The sequence below is a fragment of the Candidatus Magnetominusculus xianensis genome (assembly GCA_001541255.1).
Classification (GTDB): domain Bacteria; phylum Nitrospirota; class Thermodesulfovibrionia; order Thermodesulfovibrionales; family Magnetobacteriaceae; genus Magnetominusculus; species Magnetominusculus xianensis.
The window spans coordinates 34259-53872 of sequence record LNQR01000058.1; the positions used below are offsets into that span (position 1 = coordinate 34259).

At 46.3% G+C, this 19614-nt stretch carries 18 protein-coding genes; 9 read left to right on the plus strand and 9 right to left on the minus strand.

Annotation, left to right across the window (positions count from 1 at the left end):
* Window positions 1-16: 16 nt before the first annotated feature.
* Window positions 17-1849 carry a patatin-like phospholipase family protein gene (locus ASN18_RS08060; RefSeq protein WP_085052232.1) on the minus strand — a complete coding sequence of 611 codons (1833 nt, stop codon included), beginning with the start codon at window positions 1847-1849 and terminating at the stop codon, window positions 17-19.
* A gap of 199 nt (window positions 1850-2048) precedes the next feature.
* On the opposite strand from ASN18_RS08060, the gene ASN18_RS08065 reads away from it, so the two are divergent.
* The 5 genes from ASN18_RS08065 to ASN18_RS08080 all read left to right on the plus strand — a co-directional run bounded on the left by ASN18_RS08065 (window position 2049) and on the right by ASN18_RS08080 (window position 5558).
* Window positions 2049-2762 carry a Crp/Fnr family transcriptional regulator gene (locus ASN18_RS08065; protein ID WP_085052233.1) on the plus strand — a complete coding sequence of 238 codons (714 nt, stop codon included), beginning with the start codon at window positions 2049-2051 and terminating at the stop codon, window positions 2760-2762.
* A gap of 62 nt (window positions 2763-2824) precedes the next feature.
* A complete protein-coding gene (locus tag ASN18_RS08070; protein WP_085052234.1) occupies window positions 2825-3559 on the plus strand; it encodes a HesA/MoeB/ThiF family protein in 735 nt (244 codons plus the stop codon).
* Window positions 3560-4477: a glycosyltransferase family 2 protein gene (locus ASN18_RS08075; RefSeq protein ID WP_085052235.1), complete on the plus strand. Its 918-nt coding sequence runs from the start codon at window positions 3560-3562 to the stop codon at window positions 4475-4477. It begins immediately after the preceding gene.
* Window positions 4478-4531: 54 nt separating this feature from the next.
* The gene (locus tag ASN18_RS17145) at window positions 4532-4738 is read left to right on the plus strand and encodes a hypothetical protein (protein WP_157072889.1); all 207 of its coding nucleotides are present in this window, start codon (window positions 4532-4534) and stop codon (window positions 4736-4738) included.
* Window positions 4710-5558, plus strand: a complete 849-nt coding sequence (locus ASN18_RS08080; RefSeq protein WP_157072890.1) for a hypothetical protein — start codon at window positions 4710-4712, stop codon at window positions 5556-5558. The genes ASN18_RS17145 and ASN18_RS08080 overlap by 29 nt, the downstream gene beginning before the upstream one ends.
* On the opposite strand, the gene ASN18_RS08085 is transcribed toward ASN18_RS08080, so the two are convergent.
* The 5 genes from ASN18_RS08085 to ASN18_RS08105 are packed head-to-tail and all read right to left on the minus strand — an operon-like array spanning window position 5538 to window position 11308.
* On the minus strand, window positions 5538-6530 hold the full coding sequence (locus tag ASN18_RS08085; RefSeq protein WP_085052237.1) for a glycosyltransferase: 993 nt from the start codon (window positions 6528-6530) through the stop codon (window positions 5538-5540). The genes ASN18_RS08080 and ASN18_RS08085 overlap by 21 nt on opposite strands.
* 24 nt (window positions 6531-6554) lie before the next feature.
* On the minus strand, window positions 6555-7265 hold the full coding sequence (locus ASN18_RS08090; RefSeq protein ID WP_085052238.1) for a ComF family protein: 711 nt from the start codon (window positions 7263-7265) through the stop codon (window positions 6555-6557).
* A gap of 1 nt (window position 7266) precedes the next feature.
* Window positions 7267-8544 carry an adenylosuccinate synthase gene (locus tag ASN18_RS08095; protein ID WP_085052239.1) on the minus strand — a complete coding sequence of 426 codons (1278 nt, stop codon included), beginning with the start codon at window positions 8542-8544 and terminating at the stop codon, window positions 7267-7269.
* A 17-nt stretch (window positions 8545-8561) separates the two neighbouring features.
* Window positions 8562-10145, minus strand: coding sequence for a phosphoglycerate dehydrogenase (gene serA, locus ASN18_RS08100; RefSeq protein WP_085052240.1), 1584 nt, complete (start codon window positions 10143-10145; stop codon window positions 8562-8564).
* Between the two features lie 26 nt (window positions 10146-10171).
* Complete coding sequence (locus tag ASN18_RS08105) at window positions 10172-11308, minus strand: pyridoxal-phosphate-dependent aminotransferase family protein (RefSeq protein WP_085052241.1); 1137 nt, start codon at window positions 11306-11308, stop codon at window positions 10172-10174.
* Between the two features lie 288 nt (window positions 11309-11596).
* Here ASN18_RS08105 and ASN18_RS08110 point away from each other — a divergent pair, with 288 nt between their 5' ends.
* The 4 genes from ASN18_RS08110 (at window position 11597) to ASN18_RS08125 (ending at window position 15843) form a co-directional block, all read left to right on the plus strand.
* Complete coding sequence (locus ASN18_RS08110; RefSeq protein ID WP_085052242.1) at window positions 11597-12568, plus strand: PIN/TRAM domain-containing protein; 972 nt, start codon at window positions 11597-11599, stop codon at window positions 12566-12568.
* A 7-nt stretch (window positions 12569-12575) separates the two neighbouring features.
* Window positions 12576-13271 (plus strand): 2-C-methyl-D-erythritol 4-phosphate cytidylyltransferase, encoded by a 696-nt coding sequence (gene ispD / locus ASN18_RS08115; RefSeq protein WP_085052243.1) that lies wholly within the window; start codon window positions 12576-12578, stop codon window positions 13269-13271.
* Window positions 13268-13753, plus strand: a complete 486-nt coding sequence (gene ispF, locus ASN18_RS08120; RefSeq protein WP_085052244.1) for a 2-C-methyl-D-erythritol 2,4-cyclodiphosphate synthase — start codon at window positions 13268-13270, stop codon at window positions 13751-13753. Before ispD ends, ispF begins: the two co-directional genes overlap by 4 nt.
* A gap of 113 nt (window positions 13754-13866) precedes the next feature.
* Entirely contained in the window at window positions 13867-15843 is a 1977-nt protein-coding gene (locus ASN18_RS08125) for a PAS domain-containing sensor histidine kinase (protein WP_236861606.1), read from the plus strand.
* A gap of 75 nt (window positions 15844-15918) precedes the next feature.
* On the opposite strand, the gene ASN18_RS08130 is transcribed toward ASN18_RS08125, so the two are convergent.
* The 3 genes from ASN18_RS08130 to ASN18_RS08140 form a co-directional block, all read right to left on the minus strand.
* Window positions 15919-16851, minus strand: a complete 933-nt coding sequence (locus ASN18_RS08130; RefSeq protein WP_085052246.1) for a J domain-containing protein — start codon at window positions 16849-16851, stop codon at window positions 15919-15921.
* Window positions 16852-16901: 50 nt separating this feature from the next.
* Complete coding sequence (kdsA, locus tag ASN18_RS08135; RefSeq protein ID WP_157072891.1) at window positions 16902-17801, minus strand: 3-deoxy-8-phosphooctulonate synthase; 900 nt, start codon at window positions 17799-17801, stop codon at window positions 16902-16904.
* Window positions 17802-17939: 138 nt separating this feature from the next.
* Window positions 17940-19529 carry an alginate export family protein gene (locus tag ASN18_RS08140; protein ID WP_085052248.1) on the minus strand — a complete coding sequence of 530 codons (1590 nt, stop codon included), beginning with the start codon at window positions 19527-19529 and terminating at the stop codon, window positions 17940-17942.
* Window positions 19530-19614: the final 85 nt, after the last annotated feature.

Consider the following 19614-nt stretch of genomic DNA (forward strand, 5'->3'; position numbering starts at 1 on the left):
CAAGCCTCTGCGCCCTCTATTTCAGATGTTTCTCATAGTTAATGTAACGTTCATACTTTCTGACCACTCTGAGGACATTGTCGAAGAACTTCTCTGCAAGATCAGTTAAGACAAATATCTCAGCCACCTCCTTTGAGCTAACACCGGCATTGGCTGCCAGAAAATCGTTGCGGTAGTCTATCATCATGCCGCTGCGGTCATATGCCATTTTCATAATGACAGCAAAGTTTTCGGCTGAGGGTTCTTTTAGTGTATCTTCCAGTGTCATTAGTGTTATGTCTATGGATTCAATAAAGTTCCTGCTATGGCTGGTAATGTTGTCATTCCCGCTGTAAGCAATCACGTTGAGGATAAATTCTGCGGCATCTCTGCTCAAGCCATAGATAAGCTCAGTTAAGTTAATACATATCTTGGCCAGCTCCCGCTCCCTAAAATCTGTGGATTCAGAGTAGAGAATCTCTAGTGCGTCTGTGAGCATAACTGCCCTTGATTCCATCTCGTCTTCGTAGGACTGCACCTCGGCAGCCACCTTATGGTCGCAGGATTTTCTGGCAATATCCATATGCGGGACAATCATGGCAACAATATGTGCCAGCTCCTGGAAGATAATCTTAAATGGCTGTCCTGATTGTTTAGCGGCGGCATAGAGGGCGGTCTCGTTCATCAGGTGCTCATCGCCGATAGTTGTATGTGCGGAGGCACGGCGTGTGATGACCTTCATTGTATTAAACTGGGGGGTCATGATGTAGCGTGGCTTGTATCTGCCGACAATACTGTCTGCCTCGCGGTAGCCGTGTTCTATGCTCTGCTCAAGGTTGCTTGCTGACCATTCGTAAAGTATATCTCCCATAACTGGCACCTCGATAACACGGGTTCTCATACGGCGTTTTTCCAGCCGGAATCTCAACATGGAGATAGCGTCTTCTGACATGCTGGCGGCAAAGAGCATAATCAGGTTATTCAGCGAGTCCAGCAGAGACTTTGGGGCCTTGATCTGACTAAGATTGAGCAGGCGTACCACCCAAATCTCATCCAAATCGGGGTGGTTTCTGATTATATCCTTAAAGTTAATAGTATCGACCATAGCGCCTTCACAGTACATCTTGCCGTCCAGTTCAATAGGTTCGATGATATAGGGCAGTGCCGAACCGGCGCGCAGACTTTTCATTGACATGGGTTTATATTTTGGATGGGCAGTTGAGTTGACAAATAACTCCACGCAGCAGTCTGTCAGATTATAGGCGTTGTGGTATATGACTGGTCTGCCGGGCTTAAATGCCTCATCAATGCTATAAATTAGGGCATTTTCCTTGTACTTGCAGTCGTCATAATACATGCGGGCAAGCCCCGTTATCCCGCTTCTGAAGAGCGCTGAAATCATGAGCCGACTGATGGGATTAACAGCAAGTATGTCATTTAATATCATGGGGTTTATCTCACATTTGGTCCATTTGGACTGGTCATTCATCAGTTCAATCATGTGATGGAGGGCCTTTGGCCAGTATTGAGGGACGTTTAAATGTTCAAGGGATTTCGGATCCTTGAGATACTCGAAAGCATTCTCAATCATTCCCATAAAGTCAGGGACAAACTGAGCCGGTATCGGGAATGAGGCATTGAGATTGTCAGGTCTCATATTGTTTTGGCAGAATCTCAGTGCGTTTTCATATTCTTTGCCTTCGGGAGCGACGTTATAAGCCATCCCAAGCCATGCGCCTGCGCAAGCTGTGGTCCACACATCGAATCGAATGTCCTGACACTCTGACATTCGCTTCAATACACCAAGAGCCAGCCCTACGGCAGGGCCGCCACCGCCTAAGGCGATAAGTCTTTTCACTTCGTTTTTCATAAAACCATCCTTAATGATTTACTTGATAACCCAGTATAATTGGTTATTTTCTCAATTGTCAAATAATTCTAAGCTGACCCCCCCCATGGCTAAAACGCTTAAACGCTTGACTATTCACCAGCATAATGTTAATATAACTCTATGGAAGGATGTACACAGGTGCTGTAATCGCCATATACGAGATATTGTGACTTTTTAAATGGGTACTGGTGTGGGAACGACAACTGAAACTATAAAAGTGACTCGAAATAAGCTCAAGGTGCTGCCCTGTCTCTCACGACTTGGCACTGAGGAGCTTAAGTTAATCGAGAGGAAGTCATATGTAAAAAAAATCGCTAAAAACGATGTGCTTTTTTCCTCGTCCGATGAGCTTAAATTTTTATACATTATAGTGTCCGGGGCAGTTAAGTTGTTTAAGGCATCTGAGGAAGGCAGGGAGATTGTTATAAAAACGATGACTGCCGGAGAGCATTTCTGTTGTGCCCCGCTCTATACAGACAGAAAGCAAGTTGTAAATGCAATTGCTATTGAGGAGACTTCTGTAATATGTATACCTGCTGAGACATTTCTTGAGATGGTGTGTAACGGCTTAAGCGGACAGGGCATTAAAATACTACAAACTCTTTGTGCAAGGGTGCAACATCTGTCAAAGATAGTTGAAGACCTGACATTCAAAGACGTAGAGAATAGGGTGCTTTCATGTATAATAGAGATGGCTTCTGAGAAATCACCTTCAGACAACATTGTCTCTTTAAATGTTACACATCAGGAAATCGCCTCAATGACGGGAAGCGTCAGAGAAGTAGTATCCCGCACGATGTCAAAGTTAAAAAAAGCTGGGATTATCCTAGAACGTGGTGTAAAGGAGTTTAAAGTAGATAAACAGCTTGCTGCAACATTTCTAAAGAAATAATATCGACAGCGGCAAGGATATTTTAAACGCCTGTTCAAATATCTTCTACTGGAGGGAAATCAATGCCACTATCTACAAACGAACTTGAGCGTTATAAAAGACAGATTATGATGGAAGGCTGGGGACTGGAGACACAGGACAAACTAAAGAATTCAACCGTTTTTATAGCCGGTGCAGGGGGGCTTGGCTCACCTGTATCTATCTACCTGGCTGCCGCTGGCATAGGGCATATAATTATCTGTGACTTTGACTCACCAGACTACTCAAACCTTAACAGACAAATCCTTCACAACCCCTCACGCATTGGCGTAAATAAGGCGTTGTCGGCGAAAATCACATTAGGTACCGTAAACTCAGATATAAAAATAACCGCACACACAGATAAAATCACGGCTGATAACGTAGACCAACTTGTTGCAAACTCGGACATAATCCTTGACTGTATGGACAACTTCCCAACGCGCTATATACTGAATGACTCAGCAATCAGAAAAGGCATTCCACTGGTGTATGGAAGCATCTGGGGCATGGACGGCAGGATGTCCTTTATTAAAGTGCCGGAGACGCCATGTCTGAGGTGTTTATTTCAGGAGGCGCCGCCTTCAGAGGTATTTCCCGTACTTGGCACGACCCCGGGGGTTATTGGTACGCTTCAGGCGCTTGAGACCCTGAAGTATCTCTCCGGAGTGGGCACAAACCTAAAGGGCAAGCTGCTTGTCTGGGAAGGGGCGTCTGTGGATTTTCGTAAATTCAAAATTTACAAGGACCCAAACTGTCCATCCTGCAACGGTAAATAAGTGGCAGATACAGAAGCGCCGTCAATAAGCGTAATAATACCAACTTTAAATGCGTCAGGACTGCTTGATACCATAGTGAAAGCAATCAGGGGGCAGCTTATGGCCGTTTGCGAGATAATCGTAATCGATTCTGCCTCTGAGGACAACTCTGCCGCCAAGGCAGCAGAACTGGGCTGTAAGGTAATAAAAATCGACAGGAAGGTGTTTAACCACGGCTCGACACGCAACGTCGCCGCTGCCGAAGCATCAGGCGATGTTATAATATTTATGACACAGGACGCCGTACCTGCCGATAACAGGCTGACACAGGAGCTTATTGCCCCCCTGAGAGACCCACAGACGGCAGCATCATACGCAAGGCAAATCCCTGCCGCTGATGCTTCTCCTGTTGAGAAATTCTCGCGACAGTTCAACTATCCGGCGGTGCCAGCTCTAAAAAGCCTGGAACTATTAAGGAAACTTGGGATAAAGACTTTTTTTTTCTCCAACGTATGTTCTGCCATAAAGCGGGAGGTCTTTGTGGAATCAGGTGGGTTTAACTCCGTCATTATGAACGAAGACATGATGTTCTCCTCAAGGCTTATTTTATCTGGCTATAAAACTGCATACTGTCCCGGGGCAGTGGTGATTCATTCACACAATTATTCGTTTATGAAACAGTTTAAGAGAAACTTCGACATAGGTGTCTCACTAAATGAAGGCAGGCTGTTGAAATATGCCAGTCCCGCAGGGGAGGGGTTAAGATATTTAAGACAAGGCGCTGCCATGCTACTCAAAGAAGGAAACTTGTACTGGCTGATTTACTTCATTGTCGATGCCTGCTTCAGATATGCCGGGTATGCAATGGGGATTAGATATAACACGCTGCCAAAACAATTTAGACGCTGGATGAGCGCCCACCCTTTTTACTTCAGCTAAATATTTGTTATACCAAATCTTGCAAAATACCTCATCAAGTGATATATTATAGACATGATTAAGCAACTGAAAGACATAGAGGTACTTTATCGCATTGCGTTTCAAAAATATGGTGCAGCTGCCTTATGGAGCAGCCGTCCCGTGCCAAATCCAACCCGCGAAGATGCTTTAGCCATCACACGGAGCCTTAGAACAGAAGGTGATCTTGAGGCAAGACGGTTGGCAGAGCAGATTGAGAAAGCTTGCCGTGCCGCTATCTAAAATACAGACCGAGATTTTGTGTCTACTGGCATCTCACCGTGACCCGGAAAGTTATGTTGCTGGCAGCACACCGCTAAACAAGTATGCGCCTCGCTATTCCGAAGACATCGATATTTTCCATGACCGTGAAGAAAGAGTGGCTCAGGCGGCAGGTGAGGATAGCTCTGTCTTGCAGGTCAATGGTTACTCCCTCCAATGGTTAAGGCGCGAACCGACCATTTACACCGTGCTGGCCTCTAATGAAACTGGGACAACAAAACTAGAATGGGTTGTTGACAGCGACTTCCGGTTTTTTCCGACTGTGCAGGATGAGGCTTTTGGCTATGTTCTCCACCCTGTCGATCTTGCTATGAATAAGGTTCTGGCCGCTGCTGGACGACGAGAGCCGCGTGACGTGGTGGATTTAATAACTATTCATGATCGGATTTTACCGATAGGGTCCGTTGTCCTGGCCGCTGTTGAGAAGTCCCCTGGGTTTACGCCCGAAGGACTTATAAACGAAATCCACCGTCTTGCTATTTATACAGAGGCCGATTTTCGGCGAGTTGCCAGTGAGCCGCCAGTTAATGTCGCAGCGACTATGACGCGATTACGACAAGTCCTGAATGAAGCCGACGCCTTTGTCGCCAAAATACCTACCGATAAAATAGGGCTGTTATTCTTGAAAGATGGAAAAGTGGTTCAGCCTGACCCCGACCACTTGGGTGACTATCAAACCCATACGGGGCAGCGGCGCGGTCAATGGCCTTCAAGCCCTGAAATTGCAACTGCTATGTTAGAAAAGTACTGGTGTTTAATGTCACGAGTAATGCCTCAATAGCGAATTCACGGCTTCCACTATTTTCCCAGTGTCAAAAATATTTACTTTTAATACTTCCGGCGGGTGCTGTATGTAATATATAAGCTCCTCAGCATTAAATGTCCTGTAGCCAAGATACTTGGCCCAGTTATTTGAGTTGAAATACTTACAACGTGGGATTTGATGTTCATATGTGGCAATCAAAATCGCCGGTGTGCCCGATGCTATCAGCTCATAGGAGGTCAGCCCTCCGGCACCTATGGCCACATCACAATTCATGTACTCTCCAAGCATGTCTTTTACATTTTGTTTCACCACGGGCCTGATTTCTGATTTCGACAGGGCAGTCTCCAGCTCTTTTTTAAACATAAACCCAGCCCCGGTTATTACGGTAATGTTCATATCTAATTTGTATTCTAATATGGCGTTGACGACCTTCCCTGTAAAGTTTAATTCGTCAGCCCCGCCCATTGCAATCAGGAGGTTTTGCGGCCTTGGGGCATAGGTGCGGGCAGCAATACGCCCCCTGTTGAAATTAGGCGGCAGTATGATATATTGCGGTCCTATGAGAAACCTCGTCTTCGGATATCGCTTCTTATCGAAATAGATTGTGCCTTCGATATCCCAGTTAATCACTATGTCTATGTCATCAGGAATGATGCCGTCAAAGTTTACAGAGACCTTTTTTACCCCCGGGGGTAAGCAATAGTCGGTGAGTTTCCTCTGCGTAATTTCAAGAAACAGGACATCTATACCTTCTTGAACTATGAGATTCTCAATCGCCTGTTGTTCTTCCTGTAATGGGCACTCAGGTGGGACAACGGTTACGTTGCCCCTGCATTCCATGATTGTCCTGCCTGCCTCATAACCGCGAATAAGAAAAAACGCCTCCCAGCCGTCCTGTTCAAAATAATAAGACAGATTTACCAGTGACATCAAATCGCCGGTGCCAATCGGTGGATTAGCGTCGCCTCTGAAGAGAATTTTTTTCATATGCAAATACGGTTTTTCAGGTTATCACTCCAGTACCGTGCGTGCTGCAACAATGCCGAATACACTATGGGCGCCCGCCTTTATAAGTGCCCTGGCACATTCGTTTAGCGTTGCCCCTGTAGTCATAACGTCATCCACTACGGCTATCCTCTTGCCTTTTACGCTTACAGTTGAGGCGAAGGCATTTTTCAGGGAGTTTATCCTCTGCGTCCCTTTGAGTGTGGTTTGATGAGGCGTTTCTTTTACTTTTAGGAGTGTATCATATGAAAGCGGGATTTTCGTGAAGTCCGACAGGGTCTTTGCAATTAAAAGGCTTTGGTTAAAACCCCTCTCGGTTAGTCTTTTCTTTGTCAGCGGAACTGGCACAATTAAATCAGCCTCCGGTATTTCTACCTCTTTAAATAATTCTGCAATCGGACGAGCAAGCCTGCGCACGCCTGAGAATTTAAACAGATGTATCGCCTCTTTCATAACATCTGAAAATTTGGTGTATGCCCTGATTGTTGAGTAAAAGGGTTTTTCTGCATAACAGTTGCCACATTTGGAAATTCCTTCAACTTCAAGAGGTTTGGCGCAAATCTGGCATACATTTGCTGGCAGACGGCTCATATTCGCCCAGCACGCCCCACAGATAGGCGAGGTGTCCAGCCGGTCAGAGGGTTTGGCACATATTGGACACCATGCAGGGAAAAATATGCCAAGCGCCCCCTCTAAAACCCGCCCCAATGATGACATATTATCTGTAAATTATATCGTCCCTGTCTTGCCCTGTTGATACGATAACAACTGGAACCCCAAGCGTTTTCTCTATGACCCCAATGTAATCCTTTGCCTTTTGGGGCAATTTGTCATATGAACGAACACCCGCAGTGCTGCTGCCTCTCCAGCCGTCAAGCTCCTCATATACCGGAGTGCAGCCCTCAAGAACTGGCAGTTCTTTAGGAAAATCCCGCAACAGCGCATCTCTAAACTTGTAGCCAACGCATACCTTTATCTTTTCCATATCATCAAGTATATCGAGTTTTGTGATGATAAGCCCGGTAAGGCCATTAACCCTTACAGCATGTCTGAGAACTACAAAGTCGAGCCAACCGCACCGCCGTGCCCTTCCTGTAGTTGCCCCATACTCTGCGCCCTTTTCTCTCAGAGACTCACCTGTGCTGTCAGTGAGTTCCGACGGGAACGGCCCCTCACCCACGCGTGTCGTATAGGCCTTTGCAACACCGTACACCTCGTCTATAGTCTTTGGACCAACGCCAAGCCCCGTCATCGCCCCTCCGGCGGTGGCACTTGATGATGTTACATATGGATATGTACCGTGATCAACGTCTAGTAGTGTCCCCTGCGCGCCTTCAAACAGGACATTTTTGCCGCTCTTTATTGCCTCGTCTATAGTTATGTCGGTGTCATCAACGTATGGCTCAAGCTGTTTGCCGTAGGAGATATACTTATTATAGATTTCATCGGCGTCTAACTTCTTTACATCTGGAATCTGCTCCAGCATACAGTTTATGTCGGCAATATTTGTGTTGAGTTTTTCCTTAAACTGCCCAGGCCAAAATAAATCGAGCATCTTTATTCCCGCACGTGACGCCTTATCTGTATAGCATGGGCCAATGCCGCGCCCTGTTGTCCCGATTTTCTTGCTTCCCTTTTTCAGTTCCTTCCAGCCGTCAAGCAGCACATGGTAGGGCATTATCAGATGGGCGTTTTTACTCACCTTCAGATTCCCTGTGACTGAAATGCCTCTGGCCTTCAGCTCATCTATTTCTGTAATCAGGGCCAGCGGGTCAACCACTACGCCGTTGCCGATTATGCACATCTTGTCTTTATGCAGGATTCCCGATGGTATCAGGTGAAGGATAAACTTATCGCCGCCAATTACTACCGTGTGCCCGGCGTTGTGCCCGCCCTGATAGCGTGCCACCACGTTTGACTTTTCTGTCAGGCAGTCCACTATTTTGCCCTTGCCCTCGTCTCCCCACTGTGTCCCTACTATTATGATATTTGCCATCGCTCCTCCGTGAAGGCCTAGCCGTTCATCGTTATTTTCTTTACTTCCAGTATATTGGGCAGCTTTCTTATCTTATCCAGGACATCATCACCGATGCTCCCGTCTACGCTGACTACAGATACGGCCATCCCGCCCTTACTTTCCCTTCCGAAGTGCATCCTTGCGATGTTTATGCCAGCCTCGCCGAATATACCGCCTATGCTGCCTATGACGCCCGGCCTGTCGTTGTTATTTATATACAACATCGTCCCTTCGGGGATTACTTCGATTATGAAATTCTCTATCTTTATTATCCTCGGGTCCTTTTTACTAAACAGTGTGCCTGAGATGCTGAAGTCCTTCTTCGCTGACTTTATTGAAAGGTCAATACGCGTGTTATAGTCACCCGCGTCGGCATTTTTCGTAACTTTAACGACAATTCCACGCTCCTTTGCTATATGCGAGGCATTGACGAAGTTTACCGTATGCTCAAGCACAGGGCTTAAAAACCCCTTTACAGCGGCTATCTTAACGGGTTCGTTCATTACATCGGCAGCCTCGCCCCTAAGTTCTATGCCTATTTCCTTGACCTCTTCTTCGGTGAAATATGAGGCAAAGCACCCCATCTTCTCTGCCAGCTCTATGTAAGGCCTGAGGGTATTGACCTGATCAGCCGGTATAGACGGGAAATTAACGGCATGACGAATCGTGCCGTTTACAAGGTAATCCGCTATCTGGTCAGCCACCGCAAGCGCCACGTTTTCCTGCGCCTCATGGGTTGATGCACCAAGATGAGGGGTACAGATAACCTCATCAAGGGTCATAAGAGGGGAATTGTCAAGCGGCTCCTTCTCAAACACATCGAGGGCAGCCCCTGCTACCTTCCCGGACTTTATCGCATCATAGAGGGCGGCCTCATCGACTATCCCGCCGCGCGCGCAGTTGACTATTCTCACGCCGTTTTTCATCTTTGCGATTGAGTCCTTGTTTATAATGTTTCTTGTCTCGCTCGTCAGGGGCGTGTGTACCGTTATTATATCGGCACCTGCAAATAACTCATCTAATGAGACCTTCTTTATGCCAAGATTGCTGGCAAGCTCTTCATTTAAAAACGGGTCATAGCATATGGCCTTCATGCCAAGGCCAAGCGCCCTCTTTGCCACCTGTGAACCGATGTTTCCCAGCCCCAGAATGCCGAGGGTCTTGTCAAACAGTTCAACGCCCATGAATTTTTTCTTCTCCCAACTGCCCCCTTTCATCGACTGAGTGGCCTGGGGGATTTTGCGCACGAGGGATACGATAAGGGCAATCGTGTGTTCGGCTGTGGTAATGGTGTTGCCGCCTGGTGTGTTCATTACGACGATTCCCTTGCTTGTGGCCGCTGCCTTGTCTACATTGTCAAGCCCGGACCCTGCACGCCCAATAACTTTTAAGTTCGTTGCACATTCAATTACGTCTGCCGTCAGCTTTGTCGCACTTCTTATCACTATACCGTCGTACTGCCCGATGCACGCCTTTAGCTCATCAGGCTTCATACCGGTCTTTACGTCAACTTCCAACGATGCGTTTCTTAATATCTCTACTCCTCTTTCCGAGATATTATCGCTTACAAGTACTCTCATCAGGCAATCCCCCCGTATTAGTTTTTTTATAACAGGATTTCTTCACAGACTGCAACCCCCTTGCCAAGCGTTACAGGGGCGCCCAGTGTCTTTAGGGTCATCTCAATAGCCGAGATAGCCGTTATGATGTCAAATCTGTCTGAGTAGCCCAAGTGAGCGATGCGGAAGATTTTCCCCTTTGCCTGGTCCTGCCCTCCGGCTGCGGTAACGCCGTATCTTTCTCTAAGTACCTTGTATATCTTCTGACCGTCTACGCCCTCTGGTGCCTCGATAGCGGTTACTGCGTTGCTTGGCATCTCTTTGGCATATAACCCCATGCCTAGTGCCTTGACCGCCTCGCGCGTGGCATGGGCAAGCAGGGCGTGGCGCTTGAATACGTTATCAAGTCCTTCCTTTTCAATTATCTTTATCGCCTCGTTCAGACCGATTATCAGCGTAACGGCAGAGGTGAAATTGGTCTGGTTGTCCTGTTGTTTCTTCCTTTCTACTTTGAGATTAAAATAAAACTTCTCGATTTTGGATTGCTCGGCCATTTTCCATGCCTTTTCAGACACACTGATAAAGGCCAGCCCGGGCGGGAGCATCAACCCCTTCTGTGAGCCGCCGACCATAATATCAATACCCCATGCGTCTGTCCTGAGATCATGGGCAACCAGAGAGCTTATCGCATCGACAACCAGCAGGGCCTCTTCGTGTTTTTTGACAATACCGGCAATGGCCTCGATGTCGTGGTTGACACCGGTTGAGGTCTCTGTAGCCTGAACAAATACTCCTTTTACGCCTGATTCCTTTTTAAGAACCTCCTCAAGCCGTGCAGGGTTGAGTGTATAGCCCCAGTCAACATTTATCTCAATAATCTCAAGCCCAAAGGCCTTACAGATTTTAATCCAGCGTTCGCCGAACTTTCCGCCGTTGACTACGACGACCTTATCGCCGCGATTAAAGAAATTAGTAACTGCGGCAACCATCCCGCCCGTACCGGTGGAACACAGAATGAGGACATCGTTGCTGGTTTGATAGAGGTGTTTAAGACCTGTCCTTGCGGCATCAAATATTGGAATAAAATCTGGGGCGCGATGATGAATCATCGGCATAGACATAGCGGCAAGGGCCTCGGGCGGCACCGGTGTTGGCCCCGGCGCGAGTAAATACTTTTTTAACATTACAGACCTCCGAAAATTTTTACCGGACAGCTATCCATCACATAAGCCAGCCTTGTGCGGCGTCGGTCAGATAACCTTTTCCCGGTTATTTTGAAAGACAATTCGTTATTTGCAAATAATTTTTAATTTCATGTTTACAACACGTCAACCTGACTATTATAATAAAAACGATGAAAAATAATACAGCCGTTTGTAATAAAATAATTAGCTCAGGCTCCGGCCTGGGAGTTGGGGGCGGCGCGTTTCGCGCGGCATCAGGTCATTCATAGATAGGGGGTGAAAGAGTAGATGACGAATTTATTGCGTCTTATTGTTTTTGGCGTCTTTGTCATGATGGGTTATATCTTAATCAATCCGCATGGATACACGTTTGAAGGCCCAGCCGTTGGGGCAATAATCGGCATTTTGGTGGCAGGCTCAGAGGTTTTCTTAAGAAGGCTCCGCATGGGTAAGGTAATAGGCGGGCTTATAGGGCTTTTTATAGGTATTGTCATAGCCAAACTTATAACATATCCTATTCGGACACTGATAAAGGACTATCAGCTCATAACGACTGCCATAGATGCCGTATCATCCTATATTGGCTTATTAATTGGTTTTACAAGGGGCGATAATCTTTCGATTGCCGGTACGGTGAGGCTTTTCAGGGGACAGGGGGTCGATGAACATCTGAAAATCCTCGATACCAGCGCCATAATCGACGGCAGGATTGCCGATGTCTGCGACACAGGATTCCTTGACGGTGTGTTTGTCGTTCCGCAGTTTATTCTGCAGGAACTTCAGCACATAGCCGATTCTGCTGATTCCATGAAAAGAAGCCGGGGGCGGCGCGGGCTTGACGTGCTGCACAGGGTACAAAAACTATCGGGCATCACAGTGAGAATCATCGATGAGGATTTTCCGAAGATAAAAGAGGTGGACTCCAAGCTCGTTGCCCTGGGCAAGATGTTGAATGCCAAAATCGTAACCACAGACTTCAACCTGAACAAGGTTGCCCAACTGCACGAAGTTCCGGTGTTGAATATTAACGAGCTGGCAAATGCCCTTAAGCCGGTTGTACTTCCAGGTGAGTTGATGAAGGTGTTTATAATCAAAGAAGGCAAGGAATCCAACCAGGGGGTTGCCTACACGGACGACGGTACGATGGTCGTTGTGGAAAGCGCCCGCAAGTTCATCGGCAAAAATGTCGATGTTATAGTAACCAGTGTATTACAGACAACGGCGGGGAGAATGATATTCTCCAAGCCCAACACAGAATAGTAATAATATGTATACAACAGCTATAGTGCCAGCGGCAGGGTCGGGCAGCAGATTTGGCTCTGTCACAAATAAGGTCTTCCACCCCATAGGCGGAAGACCTATTCTGATAAGGGTGCTGGAGATACTTGATACATCATGGACCATCGATGAGGTAATAGTTGTCCTGAAGGACAGTGACAAGACAGCAGGTCTGGCACTTATCGGGAAAAACGGCATCAGCAAGGTAAAAAAGACTGCCAAAGGCGGCCAGACGCGCCAGGAATCTGTACACAATGCCCTTAAACTCATAGACAACAAGGACTCTGTCGTCCTTATACATGACGCCGCCCGGCCTTTTTTATCTCAGGAGCTGATTATCTCAACTGTGCAATCGCTTGAAGGGTGCGACGGCGTTGTCTCTGCCGTAAGGTTAAAGGATACGATAAAAGAGGTAAAAGACGGCTTTGCGCTAAAAACATTAAACAGAGATACGCTTGCCGCCGTTGCCACGCCTCAGGTGTTTCACTACGGGGTAATCTTTGATGCCTATGAAAGGGCTGCCGCGCAAGGGCTGAACTTCACCGATGATACATCGGCTGTAGAGCACTATGGCGGTAGGATTAAGATTATCCCCGGTGACTATAACAACATCAAGATAACCACACCAGAAGACATAGTCTTTGCGGATTACTTACTCTCAGCCACTACAAAGCGCCGCAGATGAGAACTGGCATAGGGTATGATTCACACCGCCTGACCGAGGGCAGACGGCTGATAATAGGCGGAGTGGAGATTCCATTTGAAGGAAAGGGCCTTGCCGGGCACTCAGACGCCGACTGCCTTGTCCACAGCATTATAGACGCACTGCTTGGGGCTGCGGGGCTTGGCGATATAGGAATGATGTTCCCGGATACTGAGGCGCAGTGGAAAGATGCAAACAGTATAGAGCTTCTGCGCGCGGTTGTCAGGCGTATCTCAGAGTGTGGCCTTGAGGTAACATGGCTTGATTGTGTCGTGATAGCAGAGAGACCACGCCTGAGACCGTATATAGACTCCATGAAACAGGCGATAGCGGCCTCTGGCATCGGAGCTGGGTTAATTAACATAAAGGCAAAGACAAACGAGACAATGGGTTTTATAGGCCGTGGTGAGGGGATTGCGGCCATTGCAACGTGTTTACTACAGAAGCAGGGCCTTAAGACGTAATTTGTAAAAAGGGCAACTGAAAAATTCTTCACTTGACAGTGTGAAATCCCATTAGTTAGCATAACAAAGTGGCAGCTTTCGAAATGTGGACAGATCGGAGTAATGGGGTAAATGTGGAACAAGGCTACGATTATCGATCGAAACCTGTAGTTTTTGCTGCCGTAGTGGTATTGTCGATAGGTGTATCCGAATATCTTGTAATGTTACTTCTTGAGAGATTTAAAATAATACGTTACAGAGACATTATCGACGCAGTGACGCTGTCTCTTATCATTTCTCCTGTTCTTTACTATATCATATTTAATCCGATGCGAGAGAAAATCAATAGAATCAAGAACTTGTTGGAAGATAAGGACAGGTTGAATGATTCTTTATCGCGGCAGGCATCAATATATAACGAGTTACAATTCGAATACAGGTTTCTCCTTGATACTCTTCCAGATATAGTATATAAAATTGATGCAAATGGCAATTTCACCTTTGTCAACAATGCCATCACACGCTTAGGCTATACCCCAGAGGACATCATTGGAAGGCACTTTAGTGTGTTAATAGATCAGGACGAGGTAGATTTAATCAGCAGTGCGAGTGTCTTGTCAAATTATCAAAACAAGGCAACCGGCGATGATGCCGCGCCAAAGCTCATAGATGAAAGAAGAACCGGCAACAGGTGTACGCGCGGATTAGAAGTGCATTTAGTTAAAAGACATGCAACAAGTAAAGATGAACTAATTGTTGGTGAAATAAGCAGCTCCGGTATTTATCAGCTTGACGCCGATGCAAGCAAGAAAGCGTACACTGGCTCGTTAGGGCTGATAAAGACACATAAATACGCAGGAACATCTGGCGTAATAAGAGATATCACAAAGAGATACAATGAGATAGATAGTATGGTAAACATTAAAAATATGCTTGAGGATATAACACAGGGGATGTCTCTTGGTATAAGTCTTTTAACAGACGACAGTGTGATATTATGGGCAAACAAAACGGCAGAGAGACATGCCGGCCGTACATTACAGGAAATGATAGGAAGGTACTGTAACGAAATACTTCACCAGCACGATGAGCCTTGTGACTCTCAGTTTCACCCGTGTCCATTACACGAAGTTAAAGAGACCGGTAAACCATCATTGAAGCTGCATACACATTTCGATAACGACGGCAATAAGAGATATATAGAAGTTACAGCGTATCCCATCACTGAAAGCGATACGGGCGTAGTCAGATATATCCATGTAACAAATGACATAACGGACAAGCATATGCTGCAGGAGGAGCTTAAACACAAGAATGCTATGCTTAATGAGATAAATACGAGTCTCGGAAAACTTGTCGATGACAAGGTGGCTGAAATAAGGCATAAGGAACAGTTGTTGATTCAACAGTCCAAGATGGCGGCCATGGGCGAGATGATGCAGATGATAGCCCATCAGTGGTATCAGCCCCTAAACGCCATAAGCTTAAATGTGCAGGATATAAAAGATGCTTATGAATACGGTGAGCTTGACCAGAAATACATGGAAGAGGTTGTCGATATAACATTGACTCAGGTAAACTTTATGGCAAAGACTATAGATGATTTCAGAAACTTTTATACGCTTTCAAAAAAGAAAGTCCGTTTCGATGTAAAAAATAACATAGAGGTACTATTTTCGATGTTTGCTCAGGTGTTCAAGAAAATCGATATAGATATTTCTATAATGGCAAGTTCAGATGTGCTTATGTTCATAGATGGATACCCAAATGAATTCAAGCATGTGATACTCAACATGTTGAATAATTCAAAAGACGCTATTACCACCCAGCCTCACCTACAAGGGCGGATAGAAATCAATATCTACAATAATGAACAGAGAGATAAAGTTCTGATTTCAATAAAGGACAACGGTGGTGGCATTCCGGCCCATATAATAGAGAGAATATTCGATCCCTATTTTACGACAAAAGATATGAAAGGTACTGGTGTCGGACTGTACATGTCAAAAACGATAATTGAGACACATATGGGTGGTACTCTGACGGTTACAAACGTGGAGGGAGGAACTGAGTTTATAATCACTTTAGATGTGGCAGGCACATTGGATTGACATAATATTGGATTTTACTGTTCAGTACCTAAGTTTACAATCAGGTTATGGGAAAAATCAAAGGTTTTGCCCTGACTATCCGGAGCTTGTTGGTTTGTCGATATTTTGATTGTGAGCTTTTAAGTTCGTCAGATGGCGACTCAGATCGCCTTCAGAGACAAGCTGCTCGTTGGTGAAATATTTTCCAAGTGGATTCTGGCTTTTTTGCTGCTGCCAGACAAGCATATTACACTGAAACGGCGTAATCAATTTTAAGCGGACAAGGGCGTCACCGAGGCGTTCACCGCGGTTGCGGCTTTTCATAATCTCAAGGATTTTCGCTTCAGTCAACCATCCCCATCTTGCAGCAATCTCACCGATGCGCTGTCTCTGCTTTGTCTGCCATACGATTGAGGCTATCAGGTCTTTCCAGGCCACAACACCGGAATAGTATAAGTATTCACCAATGCGGAGTTTTCGCTTTGGTACAGACTTTTGCTGATATGAATACGATGATGTCTTTTGTGAATCTATGGTAGCATAGGCCGCCTTCTGTGTAAACCCATAATTACCTGCAACATTGCTTTGAGCGGCAGTTTGCTGTGTGTCCTGCCACGTGGAACCACCATAATAAGTATTTGTTTTCCACGTAGCGCCAGAACTTTCTTTTGCAGTGGTCTGAGTAGTTTTTTGCGCAGTGCTTTGCCATGTCTTTGCGGTGTAATCCTTGCGCTGAGTGCTTTCACCGTATGTGCTGTAATTAGTCTTGAACCTGAAACCGCCTTCTCTAAGCTTCAGATATTTTGTTAATTTCTCATAGGCGTCTGCAACCACCCTGAAATCGCTGCCCGTACCGGCCTGAATGCTATCGCCCAGAGCGGCAATCCTGTCGGGATGTGTGGCAAGGGCCATCTTGCGATAAGCGCTTTTGACACCGGAAGGCTGGATGTACTCAAGAAACTGCCTGTCTATCCTTACTTCCTTGCCAAACAGCACCCTGCAAGCATCATATAAATCTAATTCATTCATGCTGCCTACCTGTGGATATAATAAATAGTTTAAAGTTATTTGTCAAGATATTATACCAAAGCACTTTTAAACATAGAACTTTTATATCCATTAACAGTTCTGTGAATATCAGCCGCAGTAGACAGCAGGGTCTCAGCATTTTTTAATTCAAGCATATTTGGGCCGTCACAGAGGGCCTTGTCCGGGTCTGGATGTATCTCAAGAAACAAGCCGGAAGCGCCCGCTGCAACACCGGCAAGTGCAAGCGTCGGGACAAATTCCCTCTGACCGCTTGAGCTGTCACCGCTGCCACCCGGAAGCTGGACACTGTGCGTTGCATCAAAAATTACCTTACAGCCAAATGAACTCATAATCGGTATCGACCTGAAATCCACAACGAGATTGTTATAGCCAAAGGTTGTACCTCGTTCAGTCAGCAAAAATGGACCGCTTCCTGCTGAGTTCAATTTAGCAAGGATGTTTTTAACATCCCAGGGGGCAAGGAATTGCCCTTTTTTTACATTTACTGCCCGCCCAGTCCTGGACGCAGTTGTAAGAAGGTCTGTCTGTCTGCACAAAAAGGCCGGTATCTGAAGTAAATCCACTACAGCAGCGGCCTCCTTTGCCTCCTCAGGTGAATGTACATCTGTGGTAACACACAGCTTAAATATCTTTCTTACCTCATCAAGTAGTTCAAGTCCTTTTTTCATTGAATCTTTTCTTATGTCATCGAATTCACTGAGCCTGTCGGCACTGTCATCGGCTGCAAGGCTGCCAAGCCCGCGGTAGCCCTTTAGTGACGTCCTGTTTGCCTTATCATATGAACTTTTAAATATAAATGAAAGGCCAAGCCTGCCGCAAATTTCACTGAGGGTCCGAGCTGTTTCCATGACTATTTCCCTTGTCTCAATTACACAGGGCCCGGCGATTATAATGAGTTTGCCGTTATTTAATATATTTTCGATATCCATAAGCTCTGCTGCCTCCATCTTTAATAATATGGCTTTAATAATATGGCATTAAATAGAAGAGGGGCTGACTTTTTCGGGTCAGCCCCTCTTTACTATGTGTGCCTAAGCGCAGCGTTTTATGTACTGCGCTATGTTCAACTAGAAGTTCAACTGAATGCCATTTCTTATGGCATACGCGTTGTCTCTTGAGTAGGTATAGGTGTTGTAGCTGGTAGCCGGGGATGAAGCGTTTACGTATGTGGTATGGCTGGTTCTGTAGTCATACGCTGCGCCTGTCCACATATAGCCGCCCTCTACCCAATACTTCAGGTTCTTTGCGAATGCATAGGTAACCTTCGCATCGAGTTCCCATCCGAGGTCTCTTGACATGTTAGGATTGTAAGGGATGCCTGCGATAAATCCGCCTGCATCATTAAGAGCAACTGCCTTTGCTGCATACAGCCAGTACAGGTATGCTTCGGCGCTGATCTGCTTCGTGATTTCAACCTTGGCTCCGCCCTTTACATACAGGGTATTGGCGAGACCTGTGCTGATTCCGCCAGCTGCTGACTTTACACGATACTCATATACGTATGTGTAGTGCTGGTCGTTTCCTAACGAGGTTACGAATGTGTTGATGTCGCTGCCAGTGTCATCGCCTGCCTTACCGCTGCCATATGCAAATTCACCGGTAAGTTTTACTGGTCCAACTTTGTAGTCTAAGCCTGCCAGTGCCGCCCAGCCTCTGAAACGTCCATTGTCCTGACCAGGTGCGTTGCGTACCCATTTACCAGTCTGGAATTCAAGATCGCCTCTTAAGGTTGCTGCGCTGATCTGTACATCGCCGCGAATACCAAAGTTCCAAAGATGTGCATTGTCGTTAAATGTAGGACCGCCAGCAACTGGGGTGCTTGAGGTTATGGACTGGTCGTTAACTGCTGTTACATCGGCGCTTACGTTGTAGCTGCTGCCTTTGTAAGTAGCTAATAATACATATGCATCTGCATCGTTAGCCAATCCGGTACCACCAGGGGTAGCTGCAGCAGTCTGGGCTCCATATACGCTGGTTGAGCCCGTGCCTTCTCTGAACTTGGCTGTTAATGCGCCAATGTGGAAGTTCTTCGTAGGGTTAACCCATACTACGATAGCATCGTCACCATATCTTGTGTGGTCAAAAAACAGGCCGTTGCCAAGCATAAGGAGCTGATGTCCAACCTTAATGCCGTACATCGGCTGTTCGTACTTAATCCATGCCTGACGGATGTACATGGTTCCAACTTTTGAGTTACCGCTCTGGTATATGCCGGTTGAGCCACTGCCAGCGGCGCCTGTAGTCGTGTCAGCGCCCGTGTTACCCCATGTCCATACGTCTGAGGTGTTTGCGGTGCCGGACTCTAACTCAACAAAGCCCTCTACGCTGTCCGATACCTTTGCGTCCAAACTAACCCTTACCCTGCCATCATAATATGCCTGATGGTCATTGTTTGGGGTTATTGGGCCGCTGTTCCTGGAGACCGTTACTCCGAAAGGGGATACGATCCTCGAACTGTAGTACTGATTTCCGTCATTTAACTGGTTGTATCTGTTGTGGGTATACTCACCCCTGAACCTTATCTCTCCACCAATCGTTATCTTGGTGTTGCCCTTAGCCACTACGGCTGTGTCTGATGGTGCGTCGGCAGCGTATGCGGCCAGTGCGAAACTGAGCGCGAACACCATCGCCATAACTACCACTGCGAGCTTCTTCAATTTTCAGCCCTCCATTTACATCTCTTATAACGAGATTTTTCCTCTGCCGATGGCAGAATTAATAATGATTATTCAATTCCCTATA

Bases quoted from the DNA above. Each gene is read 5' to 3' on its own strand.
- ispF (WP_085052244.1), top strand. From the start codon at position 13,268: ATGAGAACTGGCATAGGGTATGATTCACACCGCCTGACCGAGGGCAGA.
- ASN18_RS08060 (WP_085052232.1), bottom strand. From the start codon at position 1,849: ATGAAAAACGAAGTGAAAAGACTTATCGCCTTAGGCGGTGGCGGCCCT.
- ASN18_RS08090 (WP_085052238.1), bottom strand. From the start codon at position 7,265: ATGTCATCATTGGGGCGGGTTTTAGAGGGGGCGCTTGGCATATTTTTC.
- ASN18_RS08070 (WP_085052234.1), top strand. From the start codon at position 2,825: ATGCCACTATCTACAAACGAACTTGAGCGTTATAAAAGACAGATTATG.
- ASN18_RS08065 (WP_085052233.1), top strand. From the start codon at position 2,049: ATGGGTACTGGTGTGGGAACGACAACTGAAACTATAAAAGTGACTCGA.
- ASN18_RS08095 (WP_085052239.1), bottom strand. From the start codon at position 8,544: ATGGCAAATATCATAATAGTAGGGACACAGTGGGGAGACGAGGGCAAG.
- ASN18_RS08085 (WP_085052237.1), bottom strand. From the start codon at position 6,530: ATGAAAAAAATTCTCTTCAGAGGCGACGCTAATCCACCGATTGGCACC.
- ASN18_RS08130 (WP_085052246.1), bottom strand. From the start codon at position 16,851: ATGAATGAATTAGATTTATATGATGCTTGCAGGGTGCTGTTTGGCAAG.
- ASN18_RS08105 (WP_085052241.1), bottom strand. From the start codon at position 11,308: ATGTTAAAAAAGTATTTACTCGCGCCGGGGCCAACACCGGTGCCGCCC.
- serA (WP_085052240.1), bottom strand. From the start codon at position 10,145: ATGAGAGTACTTGTAAGCGATAATATCTCGGAAAGAGGAGTAGAGATA.
- ispD (WP_085052243.1), top strand. From the start codon at position 12,576: ATGTATACAACAGCTATAGTGCCAGCGGCAGGGTCGGGCAGCAGATTT.
- kdsA (WP_157072891.1), bottom strand. From the start codon at position 17,801: ATGGATATCGAAAATATATTAAATAACGGCAAACTCATTATAATCGCC.
- ASN18_RS17145 (WP_157072889.1), top strand. From the start codon at position 4,532: ATGATTAAGCAACTGAAAGACATAGAGGTACTTTATCGCATTGCGTTT.
- ASN18_RS08110 (WP_085052242.1), top strand. From the start codon at position 11,597: ATGACGAATTTATTGCGTCTTATTGTTTTTGGCGTCTTTGTCATGATG.